The 21,918-nt window shown below is 70.0% G+C and carries 19 protein-coding genes, 2 tRNA genes and 1 other RNA gene; 6 read left to right on the plus strand and 16 right to left on the minus strand.

All coding sequences use genetic code 11. The features are described 5' to 3' along the window. Position 1: 1 nt before the first annotated feature. The 9 genes from ACFQS1_RS29800 to ffs form a co-directional block, all read right to left on the minus strand. On the minus strand, positions 2 to 1,039 hold the full coding sequence (locus ACFQS1_RS29800; RefSeq protein WP_378974800.1) for an ABC transporter ATP-binding protein: 1,038 nt from the start codon (positions 1,037 to 1,039) through the stop codon (positions 2 to 4). Between the two features lie 16 nt (positions 1,040 to 1,055). Next, positions 1,056 to 2,108 carry an ABC transporter ATP-binding protein gene (locus ACFQS1_RS29805; protein ID WP_378974802.1) on the minus strand — a complete coding sequence of 351 codons (1,053 nt, stop codon included), beginning with the start codon at positions 2,106 to 2,108 and terminating at the stop codon, positions 1,056 to 1,058. A gap of 12 nt (positions 2,109 to 2,120) precedes the next feature. After that, positions 2,121 to 3,119, minus strand: a complete 999-nt coding sequence (locus tag ACFQS1_RS29810; RefSeq protein WP_378974804.1) for an ABC transporter permease — start codon at positions 3,117 to 3,119, stop codon at positions 2,121 to 2,123. A 118-nt stretch (positions 3,120 to 3,237) separates the two neighbouring features. Beyond that, a complete protein-coding gene (locus ACFQS1_RS29815; protein ID WP_378974806.1) occupies positions 3,238 to 5,013 on the minus strand; it encodes an ABC transporter substrate-binding protein in 1,776 nt (591 codons plus the stop codon). A 57-nt stretch (positions 5,014 to 5,070) separates the two neighbouring features. Then, entirely contained in the window at positions 5,071 to 6,078 is a 1,008-nt protein-coding gene (locus ACFQS1_RS29820; protein WP_378974808.1) for an ABC transporter permease, read from the minus strand. A 399-nt stretch (positions 6,079 to 6,477) separates the two neighbouring features. After that, complete coding sequence (recR, locus tag ACFQS1_RS29825; RefSeq protein WP_378974810.1) at positions 6,478 to 7,071, minus strand: recombination mediator RecR; 594 nt, start codon at positions 7,069 to 7,071, stop codon at positions 6,478 to 6,480. Between the two features lie 4 nt (positions 7,072 to 7,075). Further along, positions 7,076 to 7,387 carry a YbaB/EbfC family nucleoid-associated protein gene (locus ACFQS1_RS29830; protein ID WP_378974918.1) on the minus strand — a complete coding sequence of 104 codons (312 nt, stop codon included), beginning with the start codon at positions 7,385 to 7,387 and terminating at the stop codon, positions 7,076 to 7,078. A gap of 260 nt (positions 7,388 to 7,647) precedes the next feature. Beyond that, the gene (locus tag ACFQS1_RS29835) at positions 7,648 to 10,968 is read right to left on the minus strand and encodes a DNA polymerase III subunit gamma and tau (protein WP_378974812.1); all 3,321 of its coding nucleotides are present in this window, start codon (positions 10,966 to 10,968) and stop codon (positions 7,648 to 7,650) included. An 82-nt stretch (positions 10,969 to 11,050) separates the two neighbouring features. Then, positions 11,051 to 11,147: signal recognition particle sRNA small type (gene ffs / locus ACFQS1_RS29840), an RNA gene on the minus strand. An 81-nt stretch (positions 11,148 to 11,228) separates the two neighbouring features. On the opposite strand from ffs, the gene ACFQS1_RS29845 reads away from it, so the two are divergent. Continuing rightward, positions 11,229 to 11,316, plus strand: a tRNA-Ser gene (locus tag ACFQS1_RS29845). A 56-nt stretch (positions 11,317 to 11,372) separates the two neighbouring features. Here ACFQS1_RS29845 and ACFQS1_RS29850 read toward each other — a convergent pair. From ACFQS1_RS29850 to ACFQS1_RS29860, 3 genes are all read right to left on the minus strand, one after another. Then, complete coding sequence (locus tag ACFQS1_RS29850; protein WP_378974814.1) at positions 11,373 to 11,714, minus strand: STAS domain-containing protein; 342 nt, start codon at positions 11,712 to 11,714, stop codon at positions 11,373 to 11,375. 152 nt (positions 11,715 to 11,866) lie between these two features. Further along, the gene (locus ACFQS1_RS29855) at positions 11,867 to 12,076 is read right to left on the minus strand and encodes a hypothetical protein (RefSeq protein ID WP_378974816.1); all 210 of its coding nucleotides are present in this window, start codon (positions 12,074 to 12,076) and stop codon (positions 11,867 to 11,869) included. A 389-nt stretch (positions 12,077 to 12,465) separates the two neighbouring features. Further along, positions 12,466 to 12,555: transfer RNA gene (locus ACFQS1_RS29860), tRNA-Ser, on the minus strand. A 115-nt stretch (positions 12,556 to 12,670) separates the two neighbouring features. On the opposite strand from ACFQS1_RS29860, the gene deoD reads away from it, so the two are divergent. Beyond that, entirely contained in the window at positions 12,671 to 13,387 is a 717-nt protein-coding gene (deoD, locus tag ACFQS1_RS29865; protein ID WP_378974818.1) for a purine-nucleoside phosphorylase, read from the plus strand. Between the two features lie 206 nt (positions 13,388 to 13,593). Here the strand turns inward: deoD and ACFQS1_RS29870 are convergent, their stop codons facing one another. The 3 genes from ACFQS1_RS29870 to ACFQS1_RS29880 all read right to left on the minus strand — a co-directional run bounded on the left by ACFQS1_RS29870 (position 13,594) and on the right by ACFQS1_RS29880 (position 15,625). Continuing rightward, positions 13,594 to 14,025: a nucleoside deaminase gene (locus tag ACFQS1_RS29870; protein WP_378974820.1), complete on the minus strand. Its 432-nt coding sequence runs from the start codon at positions 14,023 to 14,025 to the stop codon at positions 13,594 to 13,596. 106 nt (positions 14,026 to 14,131) lie between these two features. Next, positions 14,132 to 14,650 carry a tRNA adenosine deaminase-associated protein gene (locus ACFQS1_RS29875; protein ID WP_378974822.1) on the minus strand — a complete coding sequence of 173 codons (519 nt, stop codon included), beginning with the start codon at positions 14,648 to 14,650 and terminating at the stop codon, positions 14,132 to 14,134. A 351-nt stretch (positions 14,651 to 15,001) separates the two neighbouring features. Further along, complete coding sequence (locus ACFQS1_RS29880) at positions 15,002 to 15,625, minus strand: hypothetical protein (RefSeq protein ID WP_378974824.1); 624 nt, start codon at positions 15,623 to 15,625, stop codon at positions 15,002 to 15,004. Between the two features lie 84 nt (positions 15,626 to 15,709). Here ACFQS1_RS29880 and ACFQS1_RS29885 point away from each other — a divergent pair, with 84 nt between their 5' ends. Both ACFQS1_RS29885 and ACFQS1_RS29890 read left to right on the plus strand, forming a co-directional pair. Then, on the plus strand, positions 15,710 to 16,438 hold the full coding sequence (locus ACFQS1_RS29885; protein WP_378974826.1) for a M23 family metallopeptidase: 729 nt from the start codon (positions 15,710 to 15,712) through the stop codon (positions 16,436 to 16,438). Between the two features lie 264 nt (positions 16,439 to 16,702). Next, on the plus strand, positions 16,703 to 17,659 hold the full coding sequence (locus tag ACFQS1_RS29890; protein WP_378974828.1) for a prephenate dehydrogenase: 957 nt from the start codon (positions 16,703 to 16,705) through the stop codon (positions 17,657 to 17,659). Here the strand turns inward: ACFQS1_RS29890 and mtnA are convergent. Next, entirely contained in the window at positions 17,656 to 18,600 is a 945-nt protein-coding gene (gene mtnA, locus ACFQS1_RS29895; protein WP_378974830.1) for an S-methyl-5-thioribose-1-phosphate isomerase, read from the minus strand. The two genes, ACFQS1_RS29890 and mtnA, sit on opposite strands and share 4 nt — an antisense overlap. A gap of 31 nt (positions 18,601 to 18,631) precedes the next feature. Here mtnA and ACFQS1_RS29900 point away from each other — a divergent pair, with 31 nt between their 5' ends. Both ACFQS1_RS29900 and ACFQS1_RS29905 read left to right on the plus strand, forming a co-directional pair. Further along, positions 18,632 to 19,690 (plus strand): PHP domain-containing protein, encoded by a 1,059-nt coding sequence (locus ACFQS1_RS29900; RefSeq protein ID WP_378974832.1) that lies wholly within the window; start codon positions 18,632 to 18,634, stop codon positions 19,688 to 19,690. A gap of 42 nt (positions 19,691 to 19,732) precedes the next feature. Beyond that, positions 19,733 to 21,403, plus strand: coding sequence for a DUF885 domain-containing protein (locus tag ACFQS1_RS29905; RefSeq protein WP_378974834.1), 1,671 nt, complete (start codon positions 19,733 to 19,735; stop codon positions 21,401 to 21,403). The last annotated feature ends 515 nt before the right edge of the window (positions 21,404 to 21,918 follow it).

The following is a 21,918-nucleotide window of genomic DNA, read 5'->3' on the forward strand; positions in this document are numbered from 1 at the left end:
TCTACGCCGGAGTTGCAGCCGGCCGGCGGCCCGCCACGACCTCTTCCGCCACCACCGGGAAATGACACGCCGTCAGGTGGGTCGCCGGGTCGTCCAGGCGGGTGACCAGCGGCGGCTCCTCGGTGGCGCAGATGTCCTGCGCCTTCCAGCAGCGCGTGCGGAAGCGGCAGCCGGACGGCGGGTTGATCGGGCTCGGCACATCGCCGGTGAGCAGCACGCGCTCGCGCTGCGCGCGATCACGCCGGGCCGGGTCGGGCACCGGGACGGCCGACATCAGGGCGACGGTGTACGGGTGGCGCGGGTTGCGGTAGAGGTCGCGCCGCTCGGCGATCTCCACGACCTTGCCCAGGTACATCACCGCGACCCGGTCCGAGATGTGCCGGACCACCGACAGGTCGTGCGCGATGAACACGTAGGTCAGGTCGAACTCGCGCTGCAGGTCGTCGAGCAGGTTGACCACCTGCGCCTGGATCGACACGTCGAGCGCCGACACCGGCTCGTCCGCGATGATCATCTTGGGCCGCAGGGCCAGCGCGCGGGCGATGCCGATGCGCTGGCGCTGACCGCCGGAGAACTCGTGCGGGTACCGGTTGTAGTGCTCGGGGTTGAGGCCGACCAGCTCGAGCAGCTCCTGGACCGCCTTCTTGGTGCCCTGCGGGGTCGGGATGTTCTGGATCTGCAGCGGCGCCGCGATGATCGAGCCGACCGTGTGCCGCGGGTTCAGCGACGAGTACGGGTCCTGGAAGATCATCTGTACGTCGCGGCGGAGCGGCCGCAGCTGCCCGGCCGACTTGTGCGAGATGTCCTCGCCGGCGAACACGATCTTGCCGCCCGTCGGCTCGAGAATCCGGCTGAACAGCCGGCCCGTGGTCGACTTGCCGCAGCCGGACTCGCCCACCAGGCCCAGCGTCTCGCCGGCCCGCACCTGAAGATCGATGCCGTCGACCGCGCGCACCGCGCCGACCTGGCGCTTGAGCAGGCCCTTCGTGATCGGGAAGTGCTTTTCGAGCCCCGACACCTCGAGCAGGTTCTCAGTCATCGTTCCATCACTCCGCTCACAGGTTCGGTAGCACTTCCTCCTGGAAGATCTTGCGTCGATCTTCCGCGGGAAGGTGACAGGCGACCAGGTGCCCGGCGCTGTGACCATCGTCGCGCAGCATCGGCACCTCGGTGAAGGACCGGTCGCCGTTGCGCCCCGCATAGGGGCAACGCGGGTTGAAGGCGCACCCGTTGGGCAGGTTGATCAGGCTGGGCGGGCTGCCCTTGACCGGGGTGAGCCGATCGCGGACGTCGCGGTCCAGGCGGGGCATCGACCCGAGCAGACCCCAGGTGTACGGGTGCTGCGGGTTCTTGAAGACGTCGAGAGCCGGCCCCTTCTCGATGATCTTTCCGCCGTACATGACCAGGACGTCGTCGGCCAGCTCGGCCACCACGCCCAGGTCATGGGTGATCATGATGACCGCCGAGCCGAACTCCTCCTGCAGGTCGCGGATCAGGTCGAGGATCTGTGCCTGCACGGTGACGTCGAGCGCGGTGGTCGGCTCGTCCGCGATCAGCAGCGCCGGGTCGTTGACCAGGGCCATCGCGATCATGGCGCGCTGGCGCATACCGCCCGAGAACTGGTGCGCGTAGTCGTTGAACCGGCGCTCCGGCTGCGGGATGCCGACCCGGGCCAGCATTTCGATGGCCCGCTCGCGGGCCACCTTCTTGTTCACGCCGGGGTGGTGGATCCGATAGGCCTCGACGATCTGCGACCCGACCGTGAAGTACGGGTGCATGGCGCTCAGCGGGTCCTGGAAGATCATCGCGATCTTGCCGCCGCGCAGCAGGCGCACCTGCTCGTCGGTCGCGGTGACCAGCTCCTGGTCGTCCAGCCAGATCTCGCCGGTGACCTTCGCGTTCATGCGGGTGCGGTGCAGGCCGAGCATGGCCAGCGAGGTGACACTCTTGCCGGAGCCGGACTCGCCGACGATGCCGAGCGTCCTGCCCTTCTCCAGCGAGAAGGTCGACCCGGTGACGGCCTGGACCAGGCCGTCGTCGGTCTGGAAGCGGACGTTGAGGTCCTTGACCTCGAGGAACGGCCGCTGAATGGGTGAGCTGATGGACATCTGGCGCCTCTCTCAGCCCAGCCGCACGCGCGGGTCGATGACGCCGTACAGCAGGTCGACGATCAGGTTCATGATGACGATGAAGGACGCGGCGAACAGGGTCACGCCCAGGATCACCGGCAGGTCGCTGGTGCGGATGCCGTTGAGGGCGTAATAGCCGAGGCCGCGCAGGTTGTAGACCGCCTCGGTGAGGACCGCGCCGCCGAGCAGCGCGCCCAGGTCGAGGCCGAAGATGGTGACCAGCGGGGTGAGGCCGGAGCGCAGGCCGTGCTTGCCGATGACGGTGCGCTCACGCAGGCCCTTGGCCCGGGCGGTGCGGATGTAGTCCTCGCCGAGGGTCTCGAGCATGTTGGCCCGGGTGAGCCGGGCGTACGTCGCCGCGAACAGGAACGCGAGCGTGATCCACGGCAGGATCAGGCCGGTGAACCAGTCCCACGGATTGTCGATGAACGGCGTGTAACTCGGGTTGGGCCAGCCCAGCCAGTACACGAAGATGCTCAGCGACAACAGACCGGTGAAGTAGATCGGGAGCGAGACGCCGGCCAGGGCGATCGTCATCACCGATCGGTCCCAGATCGTGCCGCGCCGGAGCGCCGAGATCACGCCGAAGACCACGCCCATCAGCACCCAGAGCACGGCGGCGCCGATGGCGAGCGAGACGGTGACCGGGAGGGCCTCCGTCAGCAGCGGCCACACCTCCTGGTTGGTCTTGAACGAGTAGCCGAGGCAGGGGGCGTCGCAGTGAGTGACTTCCGTTCCGTTGGTGTAGTCCCGGCCGACCACCAGGCCGCTCAGGAACTTGCCGTACTGAACCAGGATCGGGTCGTTGAGCCCGAGCTTGGTGCGGATGCCCTCGATCGCCACGGGGTCGGCCTGCTTGCCGATGTACAGCAGCGCAGGGTCGCTCCCGGTGGCCTTGGGCACCAGGAAGAAGACGCAGAAGGTCACGAAGGTGACCACGATCAGCGTCACGACGGCGTTGAACAGCCGCCGGATGAGGTAAGCCAGCACGACTTTCGGCCGAACACCGAGCGGGTGCCGGGCTCTTGCGAACCCGGCACCCGCCCGGAGGGGGCGGCCTTCACCTGCCCTTCGATTTACCCGTCGGTGCTACCGCGACCGGCTGGGATCACTTGCCGTCGCTGACGCCGAGGGACGCGAAGTCGACCATGGCCAGGCCCTGGTGGAAGTACACGTTCGTCAGCCGCGGGTTGTAGTAGTTGAGCGCCTTGTCGAAGACGAACGGCAGGTAGTAGTAGCCGTCCATGACCTTCTCGTTGGCCTGCTGGTAGTCGGCCGCCGCCGCCTGCGCGTCCTTCTCGGCCAGGCCCTTGGCGAACAGGTCGTTGATGGCCGGGTCGTTGATCTCGGGCAGGTTGAAGTTGCCGGACTGCGCGATGAACGAGCCGCTCGCCAGCGGGGCGAGGTAGCCGTAACCGGTCGGGAAGTCAGCACCCCAGCCGGCGATCATGATGCCGTAGCCCTTGGCCTTGACGACGCTCGGCGAGCCGACCACGGAGCTGATGTTCTTGCCGTCGTACTGCTCGATCGCGGCGTTGATGCCGACGGTCTTGAGCGCCGCCTGCAGAGCGGTCGCCGTGGCGATCTCGGCCGGCTTGTTGTTCCGGACCGCGATCTTGGTGTCGAAGCCGTTCGGCTTGCCACACGCCTGCAGGGCGGCCTTGGCCTTGTCCACCTGCGGCTTGCCCTGGGCGCGACCGTACGGGTCGTACTTCGGGTCGGCGCCGAGGATGTTCGGCGGCAGCATGTTGGTGGCGATGTCACCACCGGCGATCGGGCCACCGCGAGCGGTCTGCAGCGTCGTCGGGTCGGACGCGTAGATGACCGCTTTGCGGCATTCGATGTTGTCGAACGGCGCGACCTTCGGCGACAGGGCCGCGTAGCGGATGAAGCCGTTGTTCGGGTTGTACGCGGTCTCCTTGAGCTTGTCGTTCGTCAGGATCTGCGTACGCGCCTGGGTCTGCACACCGCTCTGGCTCGAGTCCAGGTCGGCGGTGCCGGCGATCAGACGGGAGTCCATGTCGTCGGCGTTGGTGGTGATCGTCAGGACGATCTTGTCGGGCAGCGCCTTGCGGTTCGGGTCGGTCGCCGGGTCCCAGTTCGGGTTGCGGACCAGGGTCGCGCCCTTACCGGGCTGGATGCTCTCGAACTTGTACGGGCCCGAGGAGGCCGGCGCGAGGGCGTACTTGTCGCCGGTGTCCCGCTTCTGCGGCACCGGGGCACCGCCGGGCAGGGCCAGCTCGTACGGGAAGTTCGCGTTCGCCGCCTTGAGGTGGAAGATGATCGTCGAGTCGTCGGGCGTCTCGACGGTCTTCAGGCCCAGCTTGTTGGGGTCGGTGTCCTTGTACGGGCCGGGATACTTCTGGCCCTGGTCCAGCTCTTCGATCAGGTACAGCGGGCCGCCGGGGACGACGTCCTGAGCGAAGATCCGCTCGATGCCGTACTTGATGTCCTTCGAGGTGATCGGCGAGCCGTCGTCGAACTTCAGGCCGCTCTTCAGCTTGAACGTGTAGGTCTTGCCGTCCTCGCTGACCTGCGGCGCCGCCTCGGCCAGGTCGGGGGACAGGATCAGGCCGTCCGGGCCGGGCTTCGGCGTGTACGTCATCAGCGTCCGGCTGTACAGCCGGTTCATGTCGATCGACCAGCCGTAGTACGAGATCGCCGGGTCGAACGAGTCGACGTCCTGCGAGCTCCAGAAGTTGAGCGTGCCGCCCTTCTTGTCGCTCGGGTTGACGATCTTGGTCGCCGCGGCGTTGAAGGAGGCACCCGTGCTGGAGGTCCCCCCGTTGTCCTTGTTGTCATCCGAGCTGCCACCGCATGCGGCGGTCAGCCCCAATGTGAGGGCGGCCGTGGCGGCCACCATCACCTTCGTCTTGCCTGCCACCTGAACTCCTACCTCCTCGAACGGCGACCTGCGGGGGGTCACCGAGATTCATGCTCGTCAGTGGGTCTTCGGATCGAGCGCGTCGCGAAGACCGTCGCCGAACAGGTTGAACGCCAGCACGGTGATGAAGATCATCGCGCCGGGAATGATCATGAACATCGGGTCGTACCGGTAGAAACCGAGCGCGTCCGCGAGCATGCCGCCCCAGGACGGATACGGCGGCGGAATACCGACGCCGAGGAAGCTCAGCGCCGCCTCGGTGAGGATGTTGGTCGGGATGATCAGCGTCGTGTAGACGAGGATCGGTGCCGCCAGGTTGGGCAGGACCTCGCGGAAGAGGATGCGCGGCGACCGCGCGCCCAGGCTGCGCGACGCCTCGACGAACTCTCGTTCGCGCAGTGACAGCGTCTGACCGCGGACGATGCGGCCGATGTACGGCCAGCCGAAGAACCCGATGACCGCGACCAGCACCAGCACCCGCGACCAGCGCGGGCCGAGCCCGAACGAGGTGGCCGGCAGCACCGAGACGAGCGCGATCGAGAAGAGCAGCTGCGGGAACGCGAGCAGGAAGTCCATGACGCGGCTGATCACCGAGTCGACCCAGCCGCCGATGAAGCCGGCCGACATGCCGAAGACCACACCGAGGAACGTCGACAGGAACGCGGAAAGGAACGCGACGGTCAGCGTGGTCTGGGCGCCGTAGACGATCCGGCTGAAGATGTCGCGGCCGTTGACCGGCTCGACACCCAGGAGGTAGTCCCCCGAGATGCCACCGAGATGACCGAGCGGAAGGCCGAGCGTCGGGTCGATCTTGTCGTTGTGCAGCTCGTCGTACGGGTGCCCGAACCACTTCATCAGCAGCGGAGCGATGATCGCGATGACGATCAGCACGATGATGACGATGCCGCCGCCGATCGCGACCCGGTCCTTCTTGAGACGACGCCAGGCGATCTGCTTCAGCGACCGGCCGGCGACTGCGGCTTCGCCAGGGCTCCGCTCCAGCGCCGCGTCGGCGGTGGGCGCCGTTGTCTCATCGGCGATGGGCGCCTCTGGGCCAAGCGACATCTAGCGCCGGTCCTCTCCCGGTGGCCGGGTCGAAGCGGGGCGCTCACAGCCCGCGACACACCACAGAGCGGTGGGCCGGTGGGCGATGGCTACCCGCAGCTTCCGGCAACCGATCGGTTGTCTCATGCCTCGAGTGCCGACCCTCGTCGCGACGGTCAGATGAGTCCGCGCCACGAAGGCACTCGACGGCGGGGGTGCCGCCATCGCAAGGAACATTCACCTAATGTGGTGCCTCGGTCAAGTTCACGGACCGCACGCGGACGGTTCCGTGTCTCCCTCGTGATGTGCTTGTGACCTACGGCGCCGCCAAACGGAAGCTACCGCGTGAGAAGGCCCGAATCTAGCTATTCCGGACTAAATCACTAGCAGGGCGTTACGACCGCGTTACAAGACGTATATCTAAATAGCTCGACGTCCCTCGAACGCCCGACCAAGTGTTATCTCATCGGCGTACTCAAGGTCACCGCCGACCGGCAGACCACTGGCCAGACGGGTGACCGAGATGCCCATGGGCTTCACCATGAGCGCCAAATAGGTCGCCGTGGCCTCACCCTCCGTGTTCGGATCTGTGGCGAGAATCAACTCGTGAACCTCGCCGGTGCCGAGCCTCAGCAGAAGCTCCCGGATCCGGAGGTTGTCCGGGCCGATGCCCTCCAGCGGGTTGATCGCCCCGCCAAGAACGTGGTACCGGCCACGGAACTCGCCGGTCCGCTCGATCGCCACCACGTCCTTCGGCTCCTCGACCACGCACAGCACCTCGTTGGTGCGGCGCGGGTCGCGGCACACCCGGCACTGCTCGGACTCGGCCACGTTGAAACAGGTCGTACAGAAGCGGACCAGCTCCTTGACCTTGCGCAGCGCGGTGGCGAGCCGGTTGACATCCGCCGGGTCGGCGGACAGGACGTGGAAGGCGATCCGCTGGGCGCTCTTGGGTCCGACACCCGGGAGCCGCCCCAGCTCGTCGATCAGGTCCTGGATGGCGCCTTCGTACACGTGATCAGAATCCCGGGATCCCGAGGCCGCCGCCGAGACCGCCGGTCACCGGCCCCATCTTGGCCTCGGTGAGCTCGCGCTGCTCCTCGGCGGCGTTGCGGACGGCCGCGAGCACGAGGTCCTCCAGCGTCTCGACGTCCTCCGGGTCGACCGCCTTGGGGTCGATCCGCACCGACTTGACCTCGCCGAGGCCCGTCATCAGCACGGTCACCAGGCCACCGCCGGCGCTGCCGGTCACCTCGGCGGCGGCCAGCTCGGCCTGCGCCTGCGCGACCTGCTGCTGCATCTTCTGGGCCTGCTTCATGATCTGCTGCATGTTGGGCTGTCCACCGGGGCGCATGCCACCGCTCCTCAGTTAGAAGGTCACATTCCTGACCGCCGTCGATACCCACGCGGCCGACCACGTCAATCGCCGCCCAGCGTAGCCGCCCCAGACGCCCCACCGGTCACGCCACCCAGCCACCTGATGGTCACGCCCTGGCCGTCCGTCGGTTCGGCCGTTCGCGGCCGTGAAAGAACGCGCCCGTGCCCGTCAGCGGCCGGAGTCGGGGGTTCGGGCGGGAGCACCGCAGCCGGTCAGCTCTCGCCGATCTTCTCGGCGCCCAGCACCTCTTGCAGCAGGCGCATGGCCTGCTGCTCGCTGCTCTCCCGCGCCGTCTTCTCATCGATCACGTCGTCCAGCGGCTCGTCCCCCGGGTCGAAGCCTTCATATGCCGCAGCCCCGCCGCGCGGCGGGCCGTCGTATTCGGGGTCGTAGGGCGCTTCCTCGGTAGGCGCCCCGTCGGACCACGCCGGCGATGCGGCCGGAGCCGGGGGCGGCGACAAGGCGGGGCGAGCACTTTGGCGGGCCGCGGCCGCAGCCCGGGCACCGGCCGCGGCGGCACGGGCGGCGGCCAGGCCACCACCCCGCTCGGCGTTGCGCGCGGCGCGAGCGGCAGCGGCGGCGCCACCGGAGGCAGCGGGCCCACCAGAGGCAGTGGGCCCACCAGAGGCAGTCGGCCCACCAGAGGCAGTCGGCCCACCAGAGGCAGTCGGCCCACCGAAAGCAGTCGGCTTACCAGATGCAGTCGGCCCGCCCGAAGCAGCGGCATCAGCGGGTGCGACAGCGCTGTCTGAAGCGTCGCCTGTGTCCCAAGCTCCCTGGACGGCCGAGGCGGAAGCTCCGGCAGGGGTAGCGGCAGGGGCAGGCGCATCGGCGGCGGCAAGCGCGGGGCCAGCCGCAGGCGCATCGGCGGCAGCAGGCGCGGGGCCAGCCGCAGCTCCATCGGCGGCAGCAGGCGCCGGGCCAGCCGCAGCTCCATCGGCGGCAGCAGGCGCTGGGCCAGCCGCAGCTCCATCGGCGGTGGCCGGCGCAGGGGCGTGGCCAGGCGCAGGAGCGTGAGCTGGCGCAGGGGCGTAAGCAGGGACAGGGGCGACTGGTGATGACGGCGAGGAATCACCACTGGACGTGGCCGCCGGGCCGACCGGGCGGACCTCGGGCCAGTCCTCTTCCTCGTCGTCGGCCGGTGTGGGGGCGGGAGCGCCCAGACCGCCTGGTTTGACCGGCTCTGGCCAGTCGTCGTCGCCGCCGGAAGACGACTCGGTCTGCTGGCGGCGGCTCTGCGGCGGACGGGGCGCGGCGGCGTGCGCCTGCTGGGCGCCGGGTGCGGGCTGGGCGGCACGGCCGTTGCGCGCGCCGGCAGGGGGCTCGGTGCGTGCGGCGGGGGGAACGTCGCCGGGGTGACTGGAGCCGGGGTGACTGGAGCCGGGGTGACTGGAGCCGGCGCGCGGCGCGGGCGCGACCGTTGCCGCGCCGGCCTCGCCGCCGACCTCGCAGCGGACCTCCCACCTGCCGCCGAGCGCCTCGTAGAGCGCGCTGGCCACCGCAGGCGCCTCCGGAGCGGCCATCTCGGCATGCTTCGGATAGCGGAACGTCAGCACGAGCGTCTGTCCGTCGAGATCGCGGACCACCGCGTTGGACAGCAACGCGACCAGCCGTTTGCTCCGCCGGCCGATCGCCGTGAGGATCTCGGGCCACACCTCGCGGACCGCCGCCACGGTCAACTGCCCGGGCGGCGGCTCGACGGCGGCAGCGCCCGACTCCTCCGGCGCATCCGGCAGCACGCCCCGAGGCTCGGGCCGCCGCACGGACGCGCTGTCGTAGGCGTCAGGCTCCGGCTCGTCATCCCACGGCGGCTCGTCGTCATAGTGATCCGGCTCCGGCGACGAGCTCGGTGAAGCGGACACCGGTGGGGCGGACGCCGCAGCGGGGGTGCCGGCAGCAGGCACGGCGGCACCGCGGCCAGGTGCAGCACCAGGGCCAGCAGTGGTCGAGGCGGCAACAGCGGGCCCGGCAGCAGCAGGCCCAGCGGCAGCCGTGGTGGCGGGCGCGGCCGGCACAGCGGAAGAAGGCGTCGCAACAGCGGGTGCCGCCGGCACAGAGGACGCCGCCGGGGAACCTGCCACAGCGGCAGGTGCCGTCGGAGGACTTGCCAGCTCGGCGCCAGGTGCCGCCGGAGGACTTGCCGGCTCGACGGCAGGCGGCGGCGCGGCCTCAGCGGAGGGGGCCGAGGCCCCGGCCCGCCGCGGCGCCGTGGGGGATCGCCGACTGGCGGCAGCGGCGGCCGCCCGCGCCGCCGACAGCCCGCTCCCGCCACCAGCGCTCACCGCGGCCTCGCCCCCGTCCACCGGCATTGCGGCAACGGGCGGCGCGGAGGAAGCGGGCGGTTCATCGCGTACGAGAACGGCGTCACCACTCAGCGTCAGCCGCCGCTCCATGCGTTCCAAGCGCTGGAGCAGCGCCCCGGTCGAATCCTCGGCGCCGGGCAGCAGCATGCGGGCCGTGATCAGCTCGAGCAGCAGCCGTGGCGCGGTCGTGCCGCGCATCTCGACCAGGCCGTTGTGCACGATGTCGGCGCAGCGCGACAGCGTCGCGGGGCCCAGGCGGCCCGCCTGTGCGCTCATCGCCTCCAGCTGGTCGGCGGGGCCGTCGATCAGGCCCTTGGTGACCGCGTCGGGCACCTGCTGCAGGACTATCAGGTCGCGGAAGCGCTCCAGCAGGTCGGACGCGAAGCGGCGGGGGTCGTGGCCGGCCTCGGCGACGCGGTCGATCGTCGAATACGCCGCGGCGCCGTCGCCGGCGGCCAGGGCATCGCACATCTCGTCGATCAGGGTGACGTCGGTGACGCCCAGCAGGGCGACGGCGCGCGAATACGAGACGCCGTCGGGGCCGGCGCCGGCGATCAACTGGTCGAGCACCGAGAGGCTGTCTCGGGCGCTGCCGCCGCCGGCCCGCACCACGAGCGGAAGGACGGCCGGCTCCACGTGGACGCCCTCGGCCTCGGTGAGCTGCTGAAGATACGGCCGGAGGACGGCCGGCGGGATCAGCCGGAACGGGTAGTGGTGGGTGCGGGAGCGGATGGTGCCGAGCACCTTTTCGGGCTCGGTGGTGGCGAAGATGAACTTCACATAATCCGGCGGCTCCTCGACCAGCTTGAGCAGCGCGTTGAAGCCGGCCGGCGAGACCATGTGCGCCTCGTCGATCACATATATCTTGTATCGACTGCTGGCAGGCGCGAAGAACGCCTTTTCGCGGAGGTCGCGGGCGTCGTCGACGCCGCCGTGGCTGGCCGCGTCGATCTCGATGACGTCGATCGACCCGGCGCCGTCGTTGGCCAGCGAGCGGCAGGACGCGCACACGCCGCACGGCTCGGGCGTCGGGCCCTGCTCGCAGTTGAGCGAGCGGGCCAGGATGCGGGCGCTGGAAGTCTTGCCGCAGCCGCGGGGCCCGGAGAACAGATAGGCATGGTGCAGCCGCCCGCTGCGCAGCGCCTGCGACAGCGGCTCGGTGACGTGCTCCTGGCCGATGACCTCTGCGAACGTGCGCGGACGGTACTTGCGGTAAAGCGCGAGTGCCACTACCCCTCCTCAACGACCGCGCCATTGTCCGTCGGGGGTATGACAAGAACCAAGCCGCGCGACGACGCAGAAGGGTGGAAACGAAAAGGGCCTCCCGTGCACCCGTCAGAGCCCGCTTATCCTTGCTGCCTTCCGGCCCTGGGGAGGTTCACGAGATGCACGCCGCACGAGAGGCTGCCCAACAGCCTACCCGGTCCCGTCGCCGGCCGAGCGCCGACCCACACGCGCGGCGCGGCGCGGCGGTCTGTATCCTGGCCGACGGAGGATTCGCCTAGAGGCCTAGGGCGCACGCTTGGAAAGCGTGTTGGGTTCACACCCTCACGAGTTCGAATCTCGTATCCTCCGCCAAGCACAAAAACGGCCGAGCTCCCCTGAGCCCGGCCGTTCCGCTAAAGAAGCTCAGATCAGAGTTGTCCGGCCGCGATCGCATCCTCCACCTCGGGAAAGATCGCGAAATACCGAGTCAACCCGACCGTCTCCAGCAACCGCAGCAGGAACGGATTGGCGCCGGCAAAGCTCAGCCATCCCCCACGATCGGTGATCAGTTGCTTACTGGTGATGAAGGCGCTCAGCCCCACCGAATCGCAGAATTTGAGGTCGGTGAGGTCGACGACGATCCGGGGAACGGGACGTTCCAGCAGGCCACTCAGCGTCGAGCGCAGCTTTTCGGCCGTGTCGGCGTCCAGCTCGCCCCGGAGATGCAGCACCGCGATGTCGCAGCGGTGGTCGGTCACTGTCGCCTGCATGGCGTGAAACGTTAAACCCGATCGAGTGCTTGTCACCGGACAAACAGTCCGGTTCAACGTGTACGGGCCGGACCCCTCGCGAGGTCCGGCCCGTAACGAAAATTCGGCTGGCCGATGAAGTCAAGCAGGCGGCGCAGCCGGCCCAAGGCGCCCTAGATCTCGCGCCACTGCCAGCGTGGTCCACGCCACGCATCTGCCAGGATCAAGGCGGAGGCCTTGCCCGGGCACTGCTGCACCTTCGACTTGCCCTCCGGTCCGCCCATCTGAGCCTCGACTTCCCAGAGCGCGCCGTCGGTGCGTACGTAGACATCACGGCGCGCAAGCCGGATGTCACCATTCCACCAGTGATGCTCAACTCTCACATGTCAAATCTAGGACAGATTCAGGACATCGGCGTAGGGCAATCTTGCGAAAAGTTCTCACCAGGCGGTCGGAGCGCATTGTCTGATCCGGTGGTTTTTGGCTACGTGACTTGCGCAACAGTGGCGGTATTTGGGCCGTCCCCTCACCGTCACCTTGGGTAATCGGTCCAGCTAGTGCCGAGGGCCTTCGGAGGCCGAAACGACCGCGTTACGTGCAGGACACCTGATCATGGAGAACAGCCGAACGGCCAGGGCCTGCCGACCCGTACGGTGGACCGGATTTTACGCACGCAGAGTGACTCTTGTCGGTAACCGAAAGCACGGACAAACCACCGCGGCGCGCGCAGGAAAAAGCCCGGCGGACCGCAAGAAACGGAGCCGCCGGGCGATGGCGGTGGTGAAGGGATTTGAACCCTTGGAGGGCGTAAACCCTCACACGCTTTCGAGGCGTGCTCCTTAGGCCGCTCGGACACACCACCGCGAAGTAGGTTACCGGACGCCGCGGCGCCCGCGTCGGCGGGTCACCCATTGCCCAGCGAACCGACCCTGACCTGGCAGGATCGGCGGCATGACCAAGCGAGAGGAGCACGGAGCATGAGCGTGCACATCGGCGGGCAGCCGGGCGACATCGCCGAGCGGGTTCTGCTCCCCGGCGACCCGATGCGGGCGAAGTGGATCGCCGAGACCTTTCTGCAGGACGCGAAGTGCTACACCCAGGTCCGCGGGATGCTCGGCTTCACCGGCACCTACCAGGGCGTCCGCGTTTCGGTGCAGGGCTCCGGCATGGGCATGCCGTCGGCGTCCATCTATACCCACGAGCTGATCAACGAGTACGGCGTGCAGTCGGTCATCCGGATCGGCTCCTGCGGCGCGCTGGCGCCCGATCTTCGCCTTGGCGACGTGCTTGCGGCGATCGGCTCGGCCACCGACTCCAACATGAACCGGGCGCGCTTCGACGGCCTGATCGACTATGCGCCGGTCGCGAATTTCGACCTCCTGCGCACCGCGGTCGAGGTGGCCGAGCGACACGGCACGGCGCTGCGGGTAGGCCCGATCCTGGCCGCCGACGCGTTCTACACCGACCGTCCCGATCTCTACGACGCCCTGGCCGACTACGGCGTGCTGGCGGTCGAGATGGAGTCCGCGGCGATCTACACGATTGCGGCGCGTTACGGCGCCAAGGCGCTGACAATCCTCACCGTGAGCGATCACATCAAGACCGGCGACAAGATGGACGCGGCCCAGCGCGAGCAGGGCTTCGGCGACATGGTCCGGATCGGCCTCGAAACCGCGATCGCCGACGCCGGCTGAGCAACCTGCCGCGCGTCACTCTCCGCGATCCGCCAACACCCTTTCGGGTACGGGACGGCCCACCGATCCCGCGATTGCCGCCGGTGTGACGGCACGTGTGGTTTTCGACGCCCGTGGGTTTGCGGGTGCCGGAAAACCGCCTGCCGTCTCACCGGTTACCAGGCAATCGCCCGCGGAGTGAAGCGCAGCCAGCCAGCTCAGAGCCGTCATTCTCGGGCGAAGAAGTCGCGCAGGAGTGCCGCACACTCGGATTCCAGGACGCCGGAATACACCTCGGGCCGATGATTCAAGCGGCGATCCCGCACGACGTCCCAGAGCGAGCCGACCGCGCCGGTCTTGGGCTCCCACGCCCCGAAGACAAGCGTCGACACCCGCGCCAGCACCAGTGCGCCCGCGCACATCGTGCAGGGCTCCAGCGTGACCACGAGCGAACAGCCCTCGAGCCGCCAGCTGCCCAGGAGCACCGCGGCCCGGCGCAGCGCCAGGATCTCGGCGTGCGCCGTCGGATCCCCGGTCGCCTCCCGCTCGTTGCCCGCGGCCGCCAGCTCCACCCCGTCCGGGCCGTAGACGACCGCCCCGACCGGCACGTCCTCCGGAAACGCCGACGCGACCGCGATCGCCCGCCGCATCCAGCTCACGTGTTGAGCGGTAGGGGCGAGACTCACGCTGAGCCGGCCGGGCGTGGACTCGTGGCCCTGGCGGTCGGCTCGCGCCGGGCAGACCGCTCGCGGCCGGTGCGCTCGCTCACGCCTCGCGCAGCTCCTCCACCTCGTCGCCGCAGCCGATCCGCTGGCAGATCTCCGCGGTCACGTCGGATGGCAGCATGCCCTCCTGGCCGCACAGCGCGAGCAGTTTCTTGGCGTTGATCCCGAGGTCGTTCAGCAGATCGGCGTCACCGACCGGGTCGGCGTCGGGATCGGGAGACGGACTGTCCGCGTCCTCCTCCTCGGTCCCCGACGTCAGCTCGTCGATCTCGAGGGCGGGCGGCACCTCGATCTCGCCGAGCAGCACCGCCCCGATCCGCGACTCCTCGACGAACGCCGAGTCGGAGCCGAAGACCCGCAGGTCCTCGCCCTCGTCGAGGCGCACGATCGCCAGGTACTGGTCGTCGCTCTCGACGAAGAGCAGCGCCACGTCGGCGTCCGGCTCGACGTCGCGCAGCGCGTCCACCACCTCGTCGATGTCGGCGAGGCCGGTCAGGTCCAGCTCGGACGCCGTCCACCCGTTCTTGCCCCGAGCGACGGCGGCAGCGAAAGTCGACAAGTTTTCCCCCCACGCGACTTTTGTCTTCAGCGAGTGACGGTAGCGGGAAGAACGGCGGGCGCGGCGCGCCACGCCCCCAAATAGGTGGGAAGTCAGTTCGCCAGGCGACGGCGCGTGGCGATGATCTCGCGGAGGCGTGCCCCGCGAAGCCGCTGCGGCTGGGCGGCCTCCCGAGCTTTCGCATCGGCGAGAGCAGCCAGCAACTCCAGACGGCGACGGCGACGATCGGGGTCGAGCCGTGGCGGTGAGGGGGCCATGAAGCCGAGCGTGCACACCGCCGCGTCGCCCGTCAAGACCCAGTGCGGACGGCGACGAGGACGGCACATCCGGTCGCCCTCGTTTCCGTGCTTTTCACCACAAAGGCCAGTCGTACGTGGCGATCCACCGCGCGCCCACGAACGCCATGGCTATCGATAGCCCGAGCCCGCTCGCCAGCGCGACACCGACCGCGGCGCCGCGGTCGCCGAGCAGAGTCAGCACGATCGCCACGGCCCACGCGGTGATCGCCGCCACCATCGTCCACCACGCGTACGCGGCGAGGTCGTGGGCGAGGCCGCCGAAGAGCGCGAGCCACAGCAGCGTCGCGCCGAACCCGGACAGCAGCGGCGCCGCCGCCACCGGGTGCGGCTCGCGGTAGACCGGCCGGGACGGGCCGGGGAAGAGCCCCGACGGCGGCCGGGCCGGCGGCGGCAGGTAGCCGCCCGGCCGCCGCGCGAACATCGGCGCCGGCTGCGGCCCGGCCGGCCAGACGGGCCGCGCCCCGGCGTACGGAGCCGCCGGCGGCCCACCCTGCCAAACGGACTGCGGCGCAGCATGCGGAATCGGCTGCGACCCGGCGGACGGAGCCGGCGGCGACGTCGGCCGGGGCTCCGGGCGCGTGTAGACCACCGGCGGGACCACGGTGGCCGGTTCCGGATCGTCGGACGGAGGCCCGGACGCGGGCGTGTCCGGCCAGGACGACTCCCTCTCGCTCACCGCGCCTCCTCTGTGTGCCTCACCCGCCACCAGCCTAGCGAGCCCGGTACGGCGCGGCCCGCCGAGTTCTGCCAGGATGGCTCGGTGCGCCTGCTTCGTACCCTCACCGGCCTGACCGCCGTGGCCGTGACCATGGCCGGCTGTGGCGGCGCACCCGGCGGCGCCGCGTCGAACGAGGCCACACCGCAGTTCGTGGAGCCGCTGAACACCGACGAGTCGTCCGCGCCGCCGCCCTCGGCTCAGCCGCCGGCCGCGACCAGCGCGAGCCCGTCCGCCCCGCCCGCCAAGGCGCCGGCAAAGGTCAAGGTGAAGTACGTCTTCCCGGTCAAGGCGTCGAACGTGGCGTTCCATCCCACCCACTCGAAGTACCCGGCCACCGACATCTTCGCCGACTGCGGCAAGACCGTCGTCGCCACGACCAGCGGCGTCGTGCTCGAGGTGAGCCTCAAGGACAAGTACGTCAAGGGCTCCCCCGACGGCCCGAACAACGGCGGCATGTCGGTGTCGATCCTCGGCGACGACGGCGTCCGCTACTACGGCTCCCACCTGAGCAAGGTGCTCGACGGCATCCGGGCCGGCACTCCCGTGACGGCCGGTCAGCAGCTCGGCAAGGTCGGCAAGACCGGCAACTCGAGCGGCGTCTGCCACCTGCACTACGGCATCTCCCCGCCGTGCGCCAAGACTGGCGATTGGAAGGTGCGCCGCGGCGTGGTCTGGCCGGCCACCTATCTGACTTCCTGGCGCGGCGGCGGCCAGAAGAGCCCGGTCGCCACCGTCGCCGCCTGGAAACGCGCGCACAACTGCAAGGCGTAGGCGCGGGGCCGCACCCTCGCCCAAAGGTGCGGCCCCGCGCTGCCGGGAGGAAAGTCGCTGCCGAATGCGAGGCCCCCAGGCCCATGAAGTCCTCAGCCCGCGAAACGTCCCATGTTGGGCGTTTTGTCGGCTAAAGCCATGCGAGAACCGTAACGTCCGAGCCGGCCGCTCAACGGCCGCGAAACGGACAGAATGCGCAGGTGGGACGGGTGATCCCCGCCCGGTCCGAACGGCTGATCTTGGCAGGTGTGGGAGAGTTCCGGGGTGGACGTGGCGGTGATCGGACTCGGGCTCATCGGCGGCTCGCTTTTGCAGGCGCTGGCCGCCGCGGGGCACCGGGTCATCGGGTACGACGCCGACCCGGCGACCCGCGACCTGGCGGCCGGAGCGGGCTGGACGGTGCGAGGCTCGGTCGCCGAGGCGGTCGCGGACGCGGAACTCGTCGCTCTCGCCGTACCCCTGCCGGTCCTGCCCGAATTGATCGCCCAGCTCGCGGGTCACGACGGCCTGGTCACCGACGTCACCTCGGTCAAAGGCCCGGTGCGTGACCTGGCCGCGAAGCACGGACTGCGACGGTTCGTCGGCGGGCACCCGATGGCGGGCAAGGAGACGTCCGGATTCGCGGCGGCCGAGCCGGGGCTGTTCGAGGGGTGCGCCTGGGTGCTCTGCCTCGAGCCGCACGAGACCGACCTCGGCGACTGGCTGACGCTCGCGGCGCTGTTCACGGCGATGGGCGCGCGGGTCGTGCCGGTCGCCGCGGCCGAGCACGACCGGGCGGTCGCCCAGATCAGTCACGTGCCACACCTGTTCGCCAGCGCGCTGGCCCGCCAGCTCGACGGCAACCCGCTGGCCGGCACCCTGGCCGCGGGCTCGTTCCGGGACGGCACCCGGGTCGCGGCCACCCGCGCCGAACTGGTCGTGGCGATGTGCGGCGGCAACGCGACCGCGGTCCGCGAGGTGCTGCGCGGCCTGCTGGACGGCCTGGAGCGAATGGACGCGGCGCTGGCCACCGACCCGGTCCGCTTCCTCACCCCGCTGGTCGCACACGGCGGCGAGCTGCGACGGCATTGGCCCGCCCGCAGCGGCGCCGCGGAGCAGTTGCCGGCCGAGGTGGACGCGCTGCTCGATCTCGGGCGGTCGGGGGGCTGGGTCACGGCGGTCGCGGAAGATCGCCGGACGGTCGTTTCCATGCGGCCGGAAACTGACCGCATTGAGCACTAGGGTCTGATCACCCGGCGGTCGGTCACGATCGCCGTGACCAGGTCGTGCGGCGTGACGTCGAAGGCCGGGTTCACCGCGTCGGACCACGGGGTGATCTCGGCCGCGCCGCGGTCCTCGATCGGGACCCGGTCGCCGCTCGGCGTGTGGGTGTCCACGGTCGACTCCGGCGCCACCACCACGAACGGGATCCCGGCCCGGTGCGCGCCGAGCGCGTGCGCGTACGTGCCAATCTTGTTGATCACGTCGCCGTTCGCACAGATCCGGTCGGCGCCGAGGATCACCGCGTCGACCTCGCCGCGGGCCATCAGGAACGGTCCGGCCGAGTCGACCGCGACCCGGTGCGCTATCCCCCGCTGCGACAGCTCCCACGACGTGAGGCGGGCGCCCTGCAACAGCGGCCGCGTCTCGCTGGCGATCACGCCGCCCAGCAGGCCGCGCTGATGCAGCTCGAAGACGACGCCGAGCGCGGTGCCGAGGGTGACCGCCGCCAGCCCGCCGGTGTTGCAGTGGGTGAGCAGCCGGGACCGGTTGCCGCAGAGCTCGACGATCAGGTCGGCGCCGCGGCTCGCCATCGCCCGCGACGCCGCCACCTCCTCGTCGCGGATCGCGCACGCCTCGGCCAGCACCGCCTCAGGCCCGCGCGGCAGCAGCGCCGCGGCCCGGCGTACGCCCCGGGCCAGGTTGACCGCGGTGGGCCGGGCCGTCTCGACCCGCGCGACCGCGGCCGTCAGCGCCTGCGGGTCGTCCGCGTGCACCCGGGCGGCCAGCGCCACGCCGAACGCGCCCGCGACGCCGAGCGCCGGCGCGCCCCGGACGGCCAGCGACTGGATCGCGGCCACCAGCTCCGGGACCGTGTGCAGGCGCAGCACCCGCACCTCCTTGGGGAGCACCGTCTGATCGATGATCTCGACGGCCCCGTCCACCCAGTCGATCGTCCGCACAGGTTCGAGCCTAACCACCTACCCTGACGGCATGGCTTCTCGTGATCCGGTTGACGACCTCCGCCGCATCGCCTTCTATCTGGAGCGGGCGAACGAGGCGACCTATCGGGTGCGCGCGTTCCGCTCCGCCGCCGCCGCCATCTCGAAGGTCCCGGCCGAGGAGGTGGCCGAGCGCGCCGCCGCCGGCACCCTGGCCAAGCTGCAAGGAGTCGGCGACGTCACGGCCCGCTGCATCGCCGAGTCGCTGGCCGGCGAGGAGCCGGTCTACCTGCGCCGGGTGCGCGCCATCGAGGGCGCCGACCTGCCGGCCGCCGCGGCCGCGCTGCGGGCGGCGCTGCGCGGCGACTGCCACTCCCACTCGGACTGGTCGGACGGCGGCTCACCGATCGAGGAGATGGCGCTGGCCGCGGTCGAGCTCGGCCACGAATATCTGGTGCTGACCGACCACTCGCCGCGGCTGACCGTGGCCAACGGCCTGTCGCCGGAGCGGTTGCGCAAGCAGCTCGACCGGGTCGCCGCGCTCAACGAGGCATTGCCCGAGGGCTTCCGGGTGCTCACCGGCATCGAGGTCGACATCCTCGACGACGGCTCGCTCGACCAGGAGGACGAGCTGCTGGCCCGGCTCGACGTGGTGGTCGGCTCGGTGCACAGCAAACTGCGCGACGAGTCGCCCTGGATGACCCGGCGGATGGTGCGGGCGATCGCCAACCCGCACCTCGACATCCTCGGCCACATGACCGGCCGCAAGGTGTCCGCGGCCGGCGAGGGCGACCGCGGGCACCGGGCCGGCCGCACCCGGCCGCCGAGCACGTTCGAGCTCGACAAGGTGATCGAGGCGTGCCTCGAGCACGGCAAGGCCATCGAGATCAACTCCCGGCCCGACCGGCTCGACCCGCCCAAGCGGATGCTGACCGTCGCGGTCGAGGCCGGCTGCCTGTTCACCATCGACACCGACGCGCACGCGCCGGGCCAGCTCGACTGGCTGCGCAACGGCTGCGAGCGGGCCGCCCTGTGCGGGGTGCCGGCCGAGCGGGTGGTCAACACCTGGCCGATGGAACGGCTGCTCGAGTGGACCGCGGGGCATAAATGAGCGGGGCATAAATAAGTAGCGTCCCTACCGTAGGGTCGCAGGGTGGGACGAATTGACGACCTCGCCGACCGTTACGTCACCGAGTGGGCCGAGCTGAGCCCGACCGGTGCGACCTATGTGGGCATCGCCGGCCATGACGACAAGACCGACGACCTTTCTCCGGAGGGCTTCGAGGCCCAGGCCGAGCACGTCCGGCGCACCCTCAACGACCTCGACGTGATCGAGCCCGAACACGAGGCCGAGCAGGTGGCGAAGGACGCCATGATGGAGCGCCTCGGCCTCGAGCTCGCCACCTACGACGCCGGCTACACCAAGAGCGCGGTCAGCGTGATCTCCAGCGGGCTGCACGGCCTGCGCGGGGTGTTCGACGTCATGCCCACCGAGGGCGACGAGGCGGTGGCCAACATCGCGGCCCGGCTCAACGGCTTCGCCCCCGCGATCGAGCAGTACAAGACGACCCTGCGGGAAGAGGCGGCGGCCGGCCGGGTCAGCGCCCGCGCTCAACTGCTGGCCGTCGCCGAGCAGTGCGACGCCTGGACCGACCCGGCGCGCGACAACTTCTTCCACGGCCTGGCCGGCCGGCTGACCGCGAGCGGCGCGCTGACCACCGAGCTCGAGCGCGGCGCCGCGGCGGCGACGGCGGCCACCGCCGGCTTCGCGGCGTTCCTGCGTGACGAGCTGGCCCCGGTCGGCCGCGACAAGGAGGCGGCCGGGGCGGAGCGGTACTCGCTGGCCTCGCAATACTTCCTCGGCGCCAAGGTCGACCTGCACGAGACGTACCTCTGGGGCTTCGCCGAGCTGCACCGGCTGGAGCGCGAGATGGCCGTGGTCTCGGCGGCGATCGCCGGCTCCGGCGCGACGGTCGACGACGCGGTGGCCTTGCTCGACGCCGACCCGGCCCGGCGCATCCCGGGCAAGGAGGCCTTCCGCGACTGGATGCAGGCGCTCGCCGACAAGGCGATCAGCGAGCTGAACGGCACGCATTTCGACATCGAGCCGCCGGCCCGCAAGATCGAGTGCTGCCTGACCCCGACCAGCGACGGCGGCATCTACTACACCGGCCCGAGCGAGGACTTCTCCCGTCCCGGCCGGATGTGGTGGGCGGTCCCCGAGGGGATCACCGAGTTCTCCACCTGGCGCGAGGTCACGACCGTCTACCACGAGGGCGTGCCTGGCCACCACCTGCAGGTCAGCCAGACGATGCTCCGCAAGGACCTGCTCAACCGCTGGCGGCGGCTGCTCTGCTGGTGCTCGGGGCACGGCGAGGGCTGGGCGCTCTACGCCGAGCGGCTGATGGACGAGCTGGGCTACCTGGAAGACCCGGGCGACCGGCTCGGCATGCTCGACGGCCAGGCGCTGCGCGCAGCCCGCGTGATCGTCGACATCGGCATGCACCTGGAGTACGAGATCCCCCGGGACAACCCGTTCGGCTTCCACCCCGGCGAGCGCTGGACGCCCGAGCTGGGCTGGGAGTTCCTGCGCGGGCACGTGCGGATGGCCGACGAGGTGCTGCGCTTCGAGTGGAAGAGGTATCTCGGCTGGCCGGGGCAGGCCCCGTCGTACAAGGTCGGCGAGCGGATCTGGATGCAGGCGCGCGAGGAGACGAAACAGCGCAAGGGCGCCGATTTCGACCTCAAGGCCTTCCACCGTGACGCGCTCAACCTGGGTTCGCTCGGCCTCGACCCGCTGCGCAAGGCCCTCGCCCGGCTGTGACCGCTTCGGGCTTTTCCCCGGTGAAAACCGGGGAAAAGCCCGTTTTGCGTTGCGGGCCATCATTACGCAGTGCAATTGCCATTCCTATGAGCAATCGTACGACTACTCTGCGTCAATAGCGTTCCGAGTCATAATCGTTACCCATTGCGAATCTTGTATCTTTCTCAAGGCCCGCCCTGCCGTTACCATCTCCGCGGTGGCCAACCGGCTCCGGAAGCGCTGTGCGCTGCGACTTCGGCCCGACTTAACGGTCGGTAAACGCACGCGAACGGAGTCCGACGGCGGCCGGTGGCATCCCCCGATCAGCCGAGAGAATTCTGCCCCTTGGAAAGGGGCTTCCTGAGGATTTCTCGGATAGATTGGCCCGGATCCGTGCGCCCAACCGGCTACGGACAGTAGCCGTCACCCACGGCTCATCGCGTGTTGCATGGCGGAGGACGAAAGCAATGAACAGCCGGCGAACCCGTTTACGCTCCGCTCTCGCGGTGATTTTGACGGTTTTGGTGCTTGTGCCG

This window comes from Paractinoplanes rhizophilus, assembly GCF_042664765.1.
GTDB classification, from domain to species: Bacteria; Actinomycetota; Actinomycetes; order Mycobacteriales; family Micromonosporaceae; genus Actinoplanes; species Actinoplanes rhizophilus.